We start from the raw sequence: 14,492 nt of genomic DNA, 5'->3' as shown, positions 1-14,492 counted from the left end.
AGCCCCTGCTGAACCGGAGCCTAATCGTTCAAAAGGTGAGCACCCGTGTTGGGCTGTGTACGACGCCCTCTGATCAGGAGCAGAGGGCGAGACTGGTGCAGGGGGCCTTCGCAGGCGTCGAGGGCGCCAACTCCCGGCAGAACTGGCGCAGCGGCACTGGGCGGCCAAACAGGTAGCCTTGCAGATAGGTCACCTTGCCCTTGAGGTATTCCGCCTGCTCCCGGGTCTCGACCCCTTCGGCGATCAGGGCCAGGCCGAGCCGGCTGCCAAGGTCGATGACGTTGTCCACTATGTGCTCGGACAGGGACTCGGTGCCGATGCGGCCGATGAAGGACTTGTCGATCTTGAGGTAATCCACATGGAACTGCTGCAGATAGACCAGGCTGGAGTGGCCGGTGCCAAAGTCATCGATGGCAAGCCTGACCCCCAGCTCGTCCAGTTGCCGAAACAGGGAGAGGGTGTGGGGATCGGCCACCAGCAGTTCCCGCTCGGTCAGCTCCAGCACCAGGACCACCTGCCCCGGCAGGAAGTGGGAGAGAAACGCACGGCACTGTGCCAGCAGGGAGAAGTCCCGGCAGTGGACGGCGCTGATGTTGAAGGCGATATGAAAACCGTCAGGCAGCTTGTCCTGCCAGCCCGCCAGCTGCTGGGCGACCGTTTGCATCAGCCGCGCCGTCATGGGCACTATCACGCCGCACTCCTCCGCCTGGGGAATGAAGAGATCGGGACGGACAAGACCGGATGAGGGGTGTTGCCAGCGCATCAGCACCTCGGCCCCCATCACCTTGCCCCCCTCGCCGGCCACCAGGGGTTGCAGATAGGGGACGAATTCCTTGGCCCGCAACGCCCGCTTCAGCTCCCCCTCCATGGAGCCGGGGCGACCCAGCAGCCACCACACCAGCAGGGAGATGCCGAGGGAGAATCCTAGCAGCATCAGCATGGTCACCCGTCTGACCTGCCAGAGGGAATGCCAGCTGGATGGCAGCACCAGGCCGGCGTAGATGGAGAGGGGGTAGCGTCTCGACTGGACACTGTGATTGGCCAGGGTGGGCAGGCTGGGCTCCCTGCCCATCAATTCCCCCAGGTGATCCAGCCACTCCTCCCCGACATGGAGCAGGACCTCGCCGCCATGGGGCGCGCTCAGGGTCAGTATCATCTTCAGATACTCCCTGTCGATGGTGCTGAGCACGGCGCCATGCTGGCTCTCGGTGCGCACCGCCAGCATGGGCTGACTGCTCAGCTCGGCATGGCCAGGCAGCAGCCGCAGGAAACCTTCATGGTAGGTGTCAGGCTCATCCTGCCAGCTCACCTTGCCCATCACAGAGTTGCAATAGATGCCATTTTCATCGATCAGATTGAGGGTTCGCACGAAGGGCACCAGAGCCACCTGCTTGCGCAGGGTGAGCAGGTTGGACTGGCAGGGATGGCTGATCAGGGGGGCCACGGTACGATTGGCCTCCTCCACATGGTCAAGCATCACCTCCATCAGCTGCACCGCCTGGGTCGCGGCCTGTTCGGACTGCCTATCCAGGGTGCGCAGATAGTTGGCGTGCAACTCCCACAGCCCCACCGACAGGGGCAGGGCAAAGACTAGGACCGCACTCAGCAGGCGCCGACCAGGGCGAGAGAGATCGAGACTGAACAGAAACATAGTGTGGCCAGACCATGGGGCTGAGAGGATAGCCATCATGGCTGTATCGCCTCACCTGGATGACAAGCTGCAAACATCCGATCGCAGCCGGGGGAAGACATGATAATGCCTGTCCGCCGCGCCATTCAGGATCCAGATCATTTTTTACTCACATACTCACCGACCTGTTCGTCCCCCGTTTCGCTGGCCACAACAAGCAAAGCCCCGGCACAGGGCCGGGGCTCGTCTTCATGCTGAGTGCGTCATATCGGCGCCCAGCCTTATACCGCTTGCTGCAAAATCACCGCATCGGCCTTCTGGGTGTAGGAGGCGATCTCGTTGAAGTTGAGGTAACGGTAGGTGTCTGCCGCCGTGGCATCCAGGGTCTTGGCGTACTCCAGATACTCGGCCACGGTCGGGATCTTGCCGATGATCGCGGCCACCGCGGCCAGCTCGGCGGAGGCCAGGTAGACGTTGGCCCCCTTGCCCAGACGGTTCGGGAAGTTGCGGGTGGAGGTGGAAACCACCGAGGCCCCTTCCGCTACCCGCGCCTGGTTGCCCATGCACAGGGAACAGCCCGGGATCTCGATGCGGGCACCGACCCGGCCGAAGATGCCGTAGTAGCCCTCTTCGGTCAGCTGATCCTTGTCCATCTTGGTGGGGGGCGCTATCCACATCCGGGTCGGCAGGGAACCCTGGAACTTGTCCAGCAGCTTGCCGGCGGCACGGAAGTGGCCGATGTTGGTCATGCAGGAACCGATGAACACCTCGTCGATCTTGTCACCGGCCACGTCGCTCAGCAGGCGGGCATCGTCCGGATCGTTCGGCGCGCACAGGATGGGCTCCTTGATGGTGGCCAGATCGATCTCGATGATTTCGGCGTACTCGGCATCCTTGTCCGCCTCCATCAGCACCGGATTGGCCAGCCACTCTTCCATCCCCTTGATGCGGCGGGTGATGGTGCGCACGTCGCCATAGCCCTCGGACAGCATCCATTTGAGCATGACGATGTTGGACTTGAGGTACTCGGCGATGGGTGCCTGATCCAGCTTGATGGTGCAACCGGCGGCACTGCGCTCGGCACTGGCATCCGCCAGCTCGAACGCCTGCTCCACCTTCAGGGTCGGCAGACCTTCGATCTCGAGGATGCGGCCGGAGAAGATGTTCTTCTTGCCCGCTTTCTCGACGGTCAGCAGCCCTTTCTGGATGGCGGCGTAGGGGATGGCATGGACCAGATCACGCAAGGTGATGCCCGGTTGCAGCTCGCCCTTGAAGCGCACCAGCACGGATTCGGGCATGTCCAGCGGCATGACGCCGGTGGCGGCGGCGAAGGCCACCAGGCCAGAGCCCGCCGGGAAGGAGATGCCGATGGGGAAGCGGGTGTGGGAGTCACCGCCGGTACCCACGGTATCCGGCAGCAGCATGCGGTTGAGCCAGGAGTGGATGACGCCGTCACCCGGGCGCAGGGAGACACCGCCGCGGTTCATGATGAAGTCCGGCAGGGTGTGGTGGGTCTGCACGTCGATGGGCTTGGGATAGGCCGCGGTGTGGCAGAAGGACTGCATGGTCAGATCGGCGGAGAAGCCGAGGCAGGCCAGATCCTTGAGCTCGTCGCGGGTCATGGGACCCGTGGTGTCCTGGGAGCCGACCGTGGTCATCTTGGGCTCGCAGTAGGTGCCGGGGCGTATGCCCTGCACGCCGCACGCCTTGCCCACCATCTTCTGGGCCAGGGTGTAGCCCTTGCCGGTGTCGGCCACGGGCTGCGGGCGACGGAACACGGTGGAGAACGGCAACCCCAGGGCCTCGCGGGCCTTGTCGGTCAGACCGCGGCCTATGATGAGCGGAATGCGGCCACCGGCGCGCACCTCGTCGATCAACACGTCGGTCTTGAGGGTGAACTCGGCCAGCACCTCATCGGTGCCGTGGCGGCAGATCTTGCCCTCATAGGGGAAGATGTCGATGACATCGCCCATGTTCAGCTTGGCGACGTCCACTTCGATGGGCAGGGCGCCGGCATCTTCCATGGTGTTGAAGAAGATGGGGGCAATCTTGCCGCCCAGGCAGACGCCACCGGCGCGCTTGTTCGGCACGAAGGGAATGTCATCCCCCATGAACCAGAGCACCGAGTTGGTGGCTGACTTGCGGGAAGAGCCGGTACCGACCACGTCGCCGACGTAGGCCAGGGGGAAACCTTGCTCTTTCAGGGAGTCGATGGTCTTGATGGGGCCGATGACGCCGTCCTTGTCCGGGGTGATGCCGGGGCGGGCGTTTTTCAGCATGGCCAGGGCGTGCAGCGGAATGTCGGGACGGGACCAGGCGTCCGGTGCCGGGGACAGATCGTCGGTGTTGGTCTCGCCGGTCACCTTGAACACGGTGACGGTGATCTTCTCGGCCAGGGCGGGGCGGTTCAGGAACCACTCGGCATCGGCCCAGGATTGCAGCACCTGCTTGGCGAAGGCGTTGCCCGCCTCGGCTTTCTCCTGCACATCGTGGAAGGAGTCAAACATCAGCAGGGTGTGGGAGAGGCCCTTGGCAGCAAGAGGAGCCAGGGTCGCGTCGTCCAGCAGGTCGATCAGCGGCTGAATGTTGTAACCGCCCTGCATGGTGCCGAGCAGTTCGACCGCCTCGGCGGCAGTCAGTATGGGAGAGTGGGTTTCGCCCTTGGCGACGGCGGTGAGGAAGCCGGCCTTGACGTAGGCGGCCTCATCGACACCGGGCGGGACGCGGGAGGACAACAGCTCTTTCAGAAAGTCTTCTTCACCGGCGGGGGGGCTCTTGAACAGTTCAACCAGTGCGGCGACTTGCTCTGCATCCAGAGGTTTGGCAACCACGCCCTCGGCGGCACGTTCTTCGACGTGTTTACGGTAGGTTTCAAGCACGACTAATTCCTCTTTGGTCTTTTTTGGGGCTCGCCCAGGCTGGCGGCGATCGTCCTTGCGGGACACCCTTAGGGTGCTCCCCACTATATAAGTTTTAACGAGTAATTAAAATCCAATCCCTGCACACATATTCACCTGCCATAGCTAACCAATTAAACTTGCTGATGTTTTGCCTGTTAACAGAAAAGACAGGAAATTCAACTTAACAAGTTGTCATCATTTTCATGCTATTCAAAGGTGCTGCCTAACTGCAGGTAGAACACATCATTGCCCCCCTCGGCCATGCCATAGCCGAGGAAGACGGGGCCAAGGAAACTCTCTATCCCCACATAGACGGATCCCGCGGTGAGGGAGCTCTGGAAATCGATGTCCGCCCCCTTGTTCCAGACCCCGCCCTGCTCGATGGAGCCACCGAGATAGAGGGGAGCCCGCAGGGCGCCAAAGTCGTTGTCCGCCACCCGATAGATGTAACGCAGGCCGCCAAACAGGCTGTAGCGCCCGGAGAGCTGATAGCGCTGGAAACCGGAGAGGCGGAACAGGCCGCCGAGATCCTGAATGTCGAGGGGAACCGCCTCGTCGGTGTCCAGTCCGCCCCCTTCCAGCAGCAGGTTGACGCTGTGCCTGTCCCAGGACCAGGGCTTGACCAGGCTCAGGTGATAGCTGGCCCCGGCCGAGCTGTCATTGCCATCTATCCCGGAGCCATCGTCAATGGAGACCCGGGTATAACCCGCCCTGGCGTCCCAATAGACCCCGGCGTAGGGGAAGTAGCGGCTGTCCAGGGTATCGTGCTCGAAACGCACATAGGGGCCCCAGGCGGTGGCATCCACAGAGGCGTCCTTGAACACCTGCAGATCTATGGTGCCCACCTTGCCGTTCAGCCCCAGGGAGAGGCGGCTCCAGGGCTGCTGATTCCAGCCCAGGGAGAGATCCGCGCTGAAGAAGCTGTACTCGGACTCCACGTAGTCGACCGGCAGGTTGGGCTCATCGTCGCTGGCGAAGAAGATGCGGCGCTGGGTCTTGTCATATCCCAGGCTCGCCTCGCCATAGAAGGTCTGCGACGCCTCCAGCGGGGTATAGAAGTCGGTCTTGATGTGCTTGGCGGTGCCGAGCGAGGCCTCTGTCAGCCACTCGGCCCCCAGCTCGTTGACATTGGTCAGGGTGTAGGACATGCCGACGTTGTAATTGGAGTCGCTCTGGAAATCGTCGGAGAAGCCGAACTGGAAGTTGAGGTAGCCCGGCCCCCAGTTCTTCTCGCTGGCATCCACCACCAGCACGTTCTCGCCATTGCGCTCCTCGACCTGGTAGGTGATGCGGTCGAACGACTCCAGGGCATAGAGGCGACGGATCCCCGCCTCCAGGCTCTCGTTGGTCTGCACCTTGTCGGGGCGCACCTTGAGGGTGGCTATCATGGTCTCGTCGGAGAGGCGCGACTTGTTGACCAGCTCCACCTTGTCGATGAAGTAGGCGGGCTGGCCGCTGCGCTCGGCACGGCGGCTCAGTTTCTGGTTGCGATAGGCGGCGTAGTCCGCCTTGGAGAGGGAGAGGGCGTCGAGCTGGCGCGACGCCGCCTCGGCCACCCGCTCGCCACGCTTGATCCCCTCCGGCATCAGGGCAAAGTCGGCGATGCCCATGTTGCCGAACTCAGGGGTCAGCAAGATGTCCCCGGGCCCCAGCAGGGCCTTCTGCTTCTCGGTCCCGACCTGGGTCATGTAGGTGGTGAGCTGATCAATCATGGCCAGCCCTGACTTGAGCTCCTCCCGGGTGCGCAGCCTGGCGCTAATGTCCACCGCGATCACCACATCCGCCCCCATGGCCCTGGCCACATCCACCGGCATGTTGTTGACCGAACCGCCATCGGACAGAATGCGCCCCTCCCACTCCACCGGCTTGAGGGCCCCAGGGATGGACATGGAAGCCTGCATCGCCTTGGCCAGGCTGCCGTGGTCCAGCACATAGGGGGTCACCGTCTCCATGTCGGTGGCCACGGCACGGTAAGGGATCGGCAGATCGTCGAAGCTCTTTTGCACCGGCAGGTTGGAGGTGGCGTGACGCAACAGGCTCGCCATGGATTGGCCCTGGAAGAAGCCGTCCGGCAGCTGGGTGGTATTGCCATTGACGCCGATGTCGGTGCGCAGCTGATACTGCTCGTTCTGCTGCTTCTTGCGCAAGGAGAGCTCGTTGCGTCCCACCTTGTCCTGATATCCCTTGTTCCAGTCGATGGCCAGCGTCATGCGCTCCACCTCCTCGGCGCTGAGCCCCATGGCGTACATGCCCGCCACATAGGAGCCCATGCTGGTGCCGACCACTATGTCGACCGGAATGCTCTTTTGCTCCAGCACCTTGAGGATGCCGATATGGGCCGATCCCTTGGCGCCACCGCCACTGAGCACCAGGGCGACCTTGGGGCGATCCGCCGCCATGGCCTGGGAGCAGAGCAGGGCCAGCGACAGGCAGCCGAGCAGCAGAAGAAGGGGGCGGGTCCATTCCCGGCGAGAAGCGTGCATATGAGTGTCCATGAGTCAGGCGCATTGCGATGATTGCAGCCTACTATAAGGGGCGAGCGGGGAACCGCAACCGTCCCGTAAGCCGCCGTGGATCCTGCTGGCCACGGGATCGAATCCAGATGATACCCCTCTTCCCATTGCGCCGTGAGCGCAAACGCAAACCCTGAATAAAACCCGGCCCGGCACTCAAGAATTCATCCCGACGGCCGCTACTATCATGACCCTCTTGCAACCGGATCTTGAGTCAACACCATGCTCGCAAGCCTGACCCTCAAACAGAAAATAATCGCCACCGTCACCCTGGCCGTGGTGCTCTCCTGCCTGCTGGTGGGCTATTTCAGTCAGCGCTCCGCCCAGCAGCTGATCGAGAGCCGCATGTTCGAGCAGGAGCTGCCGAACCTGACCCAGCGCATCGGCAAGGACATCGAAAAAGATCTCAACTCGGTGGCCAACGCCGCCAGGCAGCTGGCCAATGACCGTTTCGTGCTGGACTGGGTCGAGCGCGGCATGCCCAGGGAGCAGGAGAGCATCCTCATCAGTCAGCTCAAGGATCTCACGGCGCAATATGGCCTGGTGACCGCCTCCTTCGCCGACCGCCAGAGTGCGGCCTACTACAACCAAGATGGTTTCTTGCGCAACCTGACCCCGGATCAGGATGCCTGGTTCTACGGCTATACCAAGAGCCAGCAAGACCTGATGCTCAGCATCTTTCGCGAGAGCAATGGCGAGATGAAGCTGTTCGTCAACTTCCAGCAGCTGGGTGGTCGGGGTCTGGCCGGGCTCGCCAAGTCCCTGGATACCATGGTCGCCACCCTCTCCAACTTCCGGGTCGGTGACAGCGGCTTCGTCTTCATGACCGATGGCAGCGGCAAGGTGAAGCTGCACCCGGATGCCGCCCGCATCGACCGTGACAATCTCAATCAACTGGCAGGCCCTGTCGCCCCGGCCCTGCTCGGCAAGCAGGAGTTTTCCGCCAGCCACGCCGAGGTGGACGGCCAGAAGGTGGTACTCGCCACCAGCTATATTCCGCTGCTCGACTGGTATCTGGTGGTCCAGGTGCCCGAGGCCGAAATCTATGCCGAGCTCGACCAGGCCCGCCTCCATATCCTGCTGGTCAGCCTGGCCATCGCCGTGGGCATGGGCCTGCTCGGCATGGTGCTGGCAGGCTCCGTCAGCCGCCCCCTCAACGAACTGGCACGCCTGTTCCGGGAACTGGGCAGCGGTGACGGCGACCTGACCCAGCGCCTCAAGGTGGACGGGCGGGATGAACTGAGCGAGGTTGCCAGAGGCTTCAACAACTTCGTCGCCAAGATACATGGCTCCATCGAGCAGGTGGCCAGCAACTCCCGCCAGCTGGCCAGCACTGCGGCCCAGGTCGCCGAGCAGGCCCAGCTCACCCAGCACAACTGCACCGCCCAGCGGGATCGCACCGTCCAGGTCGCCACCGCCATCCACGAGATGGGCGCCACCGTCAGCGAGATCGCCGGCAATGCGTCGCTCGCCGCCGACGTCGCCCGCCAGGCCAACGAGCAGGCCGATGCCGGGGCCGGTGTCGTCGCCCAGGCCCGCCACGGCATCGTCGGCCTCTCCGACGAGCTGGAATCGGTCTCCGGGGTCATCGGCTCCCTGGCCGGTCAGACCGATGCCATCGGCAGCATACTCGACACCATCCGCAGCATCTCGGAGCAGACCAATCTGCTGGCCCTCAACGCCGCCATCGAGGCGGCCCGGGCCGGCGAGCAGGGGCGCGGTTTCGCCGTGGTGGCCGACGAGGTGCGCAACCTCGCCAGCCGCTCCGCCGCCTCCACCGAGGAGATCCAGAAGATGATCGACGGCCTGCAGGCCCAGTCGGCCCGGGCGGTGAGCGCCATGGCCGAGGGGCACGGCCAGAGCCTGACCGTGGTGAACCAGGCGGATGCGGCCAACGAGGCCCTGGGCCAGATCACCGCCCACATCACCCAGATCAGCGACATGAACATCCAGGTGGCCACCGCCACCGAGGAGCAGTCCAGCGTGGTGGGCGAGATCAACCGCAACGTGGAAGACATCAACCAGCTCACCATGGAGACGGCGGACATAGCCCACCAGCTCACCGCCTCGAGCCGCAGCCTGCAACAGCTCTCCGGCGAGCTGGATCAGCTGGTGGGCAACTTCCGGCTGTGACGTGACTGAGCGCTTCGGCGCTCTTTTTCGACCGGACAGGCAAGGAGTGTCGGTCCGGCCATGACGGCAAATCGTCATGACAAGCCGCTACATTAGCGACATAGCAACCCATCAAGGAGCCATCATGCTTGCAGGAAAGATCACCCTGAAATCCCAGCTCATCCTGGCCGTCACAGTGCCTTGCGTCGCCCTCTTGCTGGTCGGCGGCGCCAGCCTGCGCAGCATGGGCCACATCAAGTTGCAGGCCGATGAGCTCTACCAGAACACGGCCACCCCCATGCGCGCCATGGCGGAGGTCGCCTCCCGCATCCCGCGCATGCGGGTCGGCATCGACATGATGCTGCTGCAAGACACCTCGCTGCGGGATGAGAAGGGGGTGCTGACCCGGGTCAAGGAGACCCGCGAGGAAGACATTCCCGAGATGCGCCAGGCCATGCAGCAGGCGGTGACGGCACAGGTCGATCCCGCCGCCCGGGCCGAGGCAGAACGCCTGCTCGGCCAGTTCGAGCGGATGGAGCGTGACGAACTGACCCCCATGCTGCAGGCCCTGGAGAACAATCAGATGGAGGTGGCCCGCACCCTCTATCGCGACCGTTACAGCCAGACCTATGGCGAGATGCGCAAGGGGGCCAATGCCCTGCTCGACGGCCTCATCGCCCAGGCCAGGCACAGGAACGAGCTGAGCGAGGAGAGTTACGGCAGCGGCCGCAACCAGATGATCGCCATCATAGTGGCCGCCATCCTCATCTCCCTGCTGGTCTCCAGCCAGATCCTCACCAGCCTGCGACGCAGGGTCAGCTTCCTGCAACACCATATCGGCGAAGCGGCGACCCATCTGGCCCTGGACAGCCGGGCCCAGATCGAGGGCAAGGATGAGCTGGCCGAGATAGCTCGCAGCTTCAATCAGTTCGTGGCCCGCATCCACGGTGCCATCGAGCAGGTGGCCAGCAACTCCCGCCAGCTGGCCAGCACAGCGGCCCAGGTCGCCGAGCAGGCCCAGCTCACCCAGCACAACTGCACCGCCCAGCGGGATCGCACCGTCCAGGTCGCCACCGCCATCCACGAGATGGGTGCCACCGTCAGCGAGATCGCCGGCAATGCCTCCCTGGCCGCCGATGTCGCCCGCCAGGCCAACACCCAGGCCGATGCCGGGGCCGGTGTCGTCGCCCAGGCCCGCCACGGCATCGTCGGCCTCTCCGACGAGCTGGAATCGGTCTCCGGGGTCATCGGTTCCCTGGCCGGTCAGACCGATGCCATCGGCAGCATACTCGACACCATCCGCAGCATCTCGGAGCAGACCAACCTGCTGGCCCTCAACGCCGCCATCGAGGCGGCCCGGGCCGGTGAGCAGGGGCGTGGTTTCGCCGTGGTGGCCGACGAGGTGCGCAACCTCGCCAGCCGCTCCGCCGCCTCCACCGAGGAGATCCAGAAGATGATCGACGGTCTGCAGGCCGAGTCGGCCCGGGCGGTGAGTGCCATGACCCAGAGCCGCAACCAGAGCCTGGCCGTGGTGAACCAGGCCGACGAGGCCAACGGGGCCCTGGGCCAGATCACCGCCCACATCACCCAGATCAGCGACATGAACATCCAGGTGGCCACCGCCACCGAGGAGCAGTCCAGCGTGGTGGGCGAGCTCAATCGCAACGTGGAAGACATCAACCAGCTCACCATGGAGACGACGGACATAGCCCACAGGCTCACCGCCTCGAGCCGCAGCCTGCAACAGCTCTCCGGCGAGCTGGATCAGCTGGTGGGCAACTTCCGCCTGTGACACGGGTCAGCACCGCTGGCAACGTCAGGCCGTGACAGGAATTTGTCTCGACAAGAGGGGGCGCCATGGCGCCCCTTTCATGTGTGCGCGCCACCGGGTGACGCATCCTTCCCCCAGGCCATAAGGCGCCGGGCCCCTATGGCTCATAATCGGGGAAACAACAGGAGGATATATGGGCAAACGTGTCGTGATGATGTTGCTGGGGGTCCTGCTCACGGGCTGTAGCCATGGACCTGTGCGGGTGCATGGTGCCGATGTGAGCGTGGACGATACCCGGATCCGGGTCAGTGATGGCGATCGTGGCGGCTATGGTACCTTCTGCCCGCCAGGACAAGCCAAGAAGGGGCGCTGCTGAGGCGCCCCTGCTCTGAACCCAGAAAGCCGCTCATGGAGCGGCTTTTTGCTGTCTCCCTGTGACTCAGGGCAGTTTGACCAGAGGCTGCTCACGCAATTCGGTGGGGCGCCCGGCCTGGATCTTCTCCACCTGGGCCAGGGCCTGCTTCACCTCATCCCCATTGCGCAGCAGGCGATAGGTCAGATCGAAGGTCTTGGTCTCCCCAGGCTGGATCTTGGGCACCAGCCCCAGCGGACGCTGGTACTTGGTGCTGTAGGCATAGCTGGTACCGGGCTCGATGCCGGTCACATAGCCCTGGGCCCGGGTGTCGGTGTTCTTCCACAGGGTCAGCACAGGCAGCTGGTCCGTGTTGTAACCCACCGCCACCCCGACGCTGCCCGCTTTGTTGTTCAGCACCGCCAGGGTATTGCCCTCGGCATCGCCGTAGGGCACCAGGTTGAACACCATCTCGTCGAAGCCCTTGGTGGGCCCCATATAGGTTTGCCAGCCCTTGAGCCCCGCCTTGGCGTAGTCGTTGAACGGGGAGATCTGCTTCACCGGGGTGCTGACGCGCGCCCCCTCCTCCAGGATGGGCGCCCCGAAGTTGCCGTGATAGATGATCTGGTACTCGTTCTCGTAGTCCGCGTGGTTGGTCAACTTGTCCTGCAGGGCAAATTCCGCCTGACCGGGCACCACGCTCAGCTGGGTCCAGGTGACCAGCTCGCTCATCTTGAAGGTGCGCTCGTCCACCCGGCCCCGCACCTGAATGGCGTAGGGCGGCGCCTCGTCCACTGTCACGCTGACCACGGACGCCGGTATGTTCTGCACCCGGCCGTGCAGGCTCTTGAGGCGGCCGTCGTCATCCACGCCCGGGTGACCGGTCCACTCGTAGCCGCAGCGCACCAGCATCTCGTTGAAGCCATCGAGCCAGCCCAGACCGCCACGGCTCTCCAGATCGATGAAGGCCGGGTTGACCACCTCCTTGACCGGGGAATCCCAGCCGAGGCGCAGGTCGGCCCCCTTGACCTCCTTGATCCCCATGCCGCGGGTCGGCACCAGGGTGATCTTCATCACGCCGTTGTCGACGATGAGCAGATCCACCCCCTCCTGGCGCCCGCCGTGCAGGCGCCTCTTCTCGATGGAGAAGGGCACCGGGCTCTTGATCCCCAGCTTGTCGCTGGTGATCTTCCAGTCCCCCACATCCAGCCCCTGCTGGGCGTCGGTCAGCAGGAATTCGGCGGCCTGACCCGAGCTGGCGCCCAGGGCGAGCAGCACGGCAATGGAGAGTCTCTTCAACATGGCGTTATCCTCGTGTCTCTTGTTCTTGTGAGTGGTTTTCGTGAAAGCTGAATCGTTTCAGTGATCGAAAACTAGGCGCCTGACGCACCAGACTCAAGGGTCAAAAGGGGGAAGTGTGAGCCGTTTGACAATAAAAACGGCCCTTGCCCTGCTGAAGTGAAGGCTGACTCACACTTCGTTTTGCTGTGCCGGGGACGGACCGGGAGCTGGCGATCGGCCAATGAAAAGAGCCGCTCATTGAGCGGCTCTTTTCATGGTCATGGGAAGGCAAGGGTCAGGTCGTGGTCTGGCGAGTCCCGAAGTAGTCCGCCAGGAAGTCGTCGAACGACAGGCTGTCCCCCCGTTCCCGCTCCCGCTGCTTGAGCAGGGAGTCCCGCGCCTCGCCGGCGAAGTAGGCTTCATCCCAGTATTGCAGCTCACCGGCCAGCAGCTGCTCCCGGTACTGGCTCGCCAGAGCGTCGCCGAAGCAGCCGTTGTCCAGGCCTTCCTCCTGCAAGCGCCTGAGCAGGCGCGCCGAATAGGTGAGCTCGGGATCCAGCAGCTTCTCCCTGTGCATGGCCAGCGTCTCGCGATAGCGATTGCGGCCGCAGCAGCGATCCAGCAGATCCGCCACCAGCGCCAGTTCGTCAAACAGCTGGAGGCCGTACTCCTTGAGGCCGATGGCGGCCCCCTGCTCGTCTTCCAGGGTCAGGCCGGGACGGCGTCCCTCCAGCACCACCTTGGTCTGGTTGCGACGGTTGCGGGCTATCTCCTGCTCCGTCAGCTGGGCGGAGGGGCGCAGCAGACACCAGACCAGGAAGACGTCGAAGAAGCGCACCTGCTCCGCCTCGATGCCGAGGGGGGTGAAGGGGTTCACGTCCACGGTGCGCAGCTCGATGTATTCGATGCCGCGCTGCTCCAGCGCGTCCGAGGGCTTCTCGCCGCTGCGGGGGGTACGCTTGGGCCGGATGGGAGCGTACAGCTCGTTTTCGAGTTGCAGGACATTGTCGTTGAGCTGGCGGTACTCGCCGTTTACCTTGACCCCTATCTTGGCGAACTCGGGATCATGGGTGTTGATGGCGCGGCGCAGGGAGGCCACGTAGGCGGGCAGGTTGTCGTGGCTGATGTCGAGCCGGCTCTGGGCGCTGCTGGTGTAGCCGAGATCCGACAGCCGCAGCGAGGTGGCATAGGGCAGATAGAGGGTGCCCTTGCCGAGCTTCTCGAACGGCAGCGTACTGGTCCGCCCCTTGAGAAAGGAGCTGCAGATGGCCGGGGAGGCACCGAACAGGTAGGGCACCAGCCAGCCGAAGCGGTAAACGTTGCGAATAAGCCCCATGTACTTCTCGGAGATGAAACGCTGGCTGCAGCAGGGCTCCCCCGCCAGATCCTGCCACTCGCACCAGAAGCTGTCCGGCATGGAGAAGTTGAAGTGGATGCCGGCGATCACCTGCATCAGGCTGCCGTAGCGGTGCTTGAGACCCTGACGGTACAGCGTCTTCATCTTGCCTATGTTGGAGCTGCCGTACTGGGCCAGGCGTATGCTCTCCTCGTCGCCGACGAAGCAGGGCATGGAGAGCGGCCAGAGCCGCTCCTCGCCGATGTGCTGGCTGACGTGATGATGGATGTCACCGAGCTGCTCCATCAGGCTCTCGATGGAGTCGGTGGCCGGGGTGATGAACTCCAGCAGGCTCTCCGAGTAGTCTGTGGTGATGTTGGCATGGGTCAGGGCCGAGCCCAGGCTGCGAGGGTGATCCCCCTGGGCCAGGCCGCCATCCGGGGTGATGCGCAGGGTCTCACGCTCCAGGCCACGACGGATCCCCTTGAGGGCTGGCAGACGATCCGGGGTTCCCAGCGCCGCCAGCAACTCACGCAGTGACAAGCTAGATGTAGTCATATTCAAGGCTCATTGTTGGCCGCCCCAGCCGGGGCGGCG

Annotated in this window: 8 protein-coding genes; 3 read left to right on the top strand and 5 right to left on the bottom strand. The window is 63.8% G+C overall.

The window, feature by feature from the left end; translation table 11 throughout:
• Positions 1–73: 73 nt before the first annotated feature.
• The 3 genes from ACEUCR_RS10830 to ACEUCR_RS10820 all read right to left on the bottom strand — a co-directional run bounded on the left by ACEUCR_RS10830 (position 74) and on the right by ACEUCR_RS10820 (position 7,013).
• Positions 74–1,651 carry an EAL domain-containing protein gene (locus ACEUCR_RS10830; protein ID WP_408790049.1) on the bottom strand — a complete coding sequence of 526 codons (1,578 nt, stop codon included), beginning with the start codon at positions 1,649–1,651 and terminating at the stop codon, positions 74–76.
• A 260-nt stretch (positions 1,652–1,911) separates the two neighbouring features.
• Entirely contained in the window at positions 1,912–4,509 is a 2,598-nt protein-coding gene (gene acnB, locus ACEUCR_RS10825) for a bifunctional aconitate hydratase 2/2-methylisocitrate dehydratase (protein ID WP_111875015.1), read from the bottom strand.
• A gap of 227 nt (positions 4,510–4,736) precedes the next feature.
• Positions 4,737–7,013: a patatin-like phospholipase family protein gene (locus ACEUCR_RS10820; protein WP_408790046.1), complete on the bottom strand. Its 2,277-nt coding sequence runs from the start codon at positions 7,011–7,013 to the stop codon at positions 4,737–4,739.
• A 252-nt stretch (positions 7,014–7,265) separates the two neighbouring features.
• On the opposite strand from ACEUCR_RS10820, the gene ACEUCR_RS10815 reads away from it, so the two are divergent.
• From ACEUCR_RS10815 to ACEUCR_RS10805, 3 genes are all read left to right on the top strand, one after another.
• On the top strand, positions 7,266–9,176 hold the full coding sequence (locus tag ACEUCR_RS10815; RefSeq protein ID WP_041995052.1) for a methyl-accepting chemotaxis protein: 1,911 nt from the start codon (positions 7,266–7,268) through the stop codon (positions 9,174–9,176).
• A 124-nt stretch (positions 9,177–9,300) separates the two neighbouring features.
• Complete coding sequence (locus ACEUCR_RS10810) at positions 9,301–10,947, top strand: methyl-accepting chemotaxis protein (RefSeq protein WP_408790043.1); 1,647 nt, start codon at positions 9,301–9,303, stop codon at positions 10,945–10,947.
• Positions 10,948–11,119: 172 nt separating this feature from the next.
• On the top strand, positions 11,120–11,302 hold the full coding sequence (locus tag ACEUCR_RS10805; RefSeq protein WP_392442032.1) for a hypothetical protein: 183 nt from the start codon (positions 11,120–11,122) through the stop codon (positions 11,300–11,302).
• A 63-nt stretch (positions 11,303–11,365) separates the two neighbouring features.
• Here the strand turns inward: ACEUCR_RS10805 and ACEUCR_RS10800 are convergent, their stop codons facing one another.
• Both ACEUCR_RS10800 and gshA read right to left on the bottom strand, forming a co-directional pair.
• A complete protein-coding gene (locus ACEUCR_RS10800) occupies positions 11,366–12,580 on the bottom strand; it encodes an aldose 1-epimerase family protein (protein ID WP_408790040.1) in 1,215 nt (404 codons plus the stop codon).
• Between the two features lie 274 nt (positions 12,581–12,854).
• Positions 12,855–14,453, bottom strand: coding sequence for a glutamate--cysteine ligase (gshA, locus tag ACEUCR_RS10795; protein ID WP_408790038.1), 1,599 nt, complete (start codon positions 14,451–14,453; stop codon positions 12,855–12,857).
• Positions 14,454–14,492 lie beyond the last annotated feature (39 nt).

It is taken from the genome of Aeromonas bivalvium, assembly GCF_046078285.1.
Taxonomy (GTDB): domain Bacteria; phylum Pseudomonadota; class Gammaproteobacteria; order Enterobacterales; family Aeromonadaceae; genus Aeromonas; species Aeromonas bivalvium.
The sequence above is the reverse complement of the archived record's forward strand: the minus strand, read 5'-3'. Positions and strand labels throughout refer to the sequence as shown.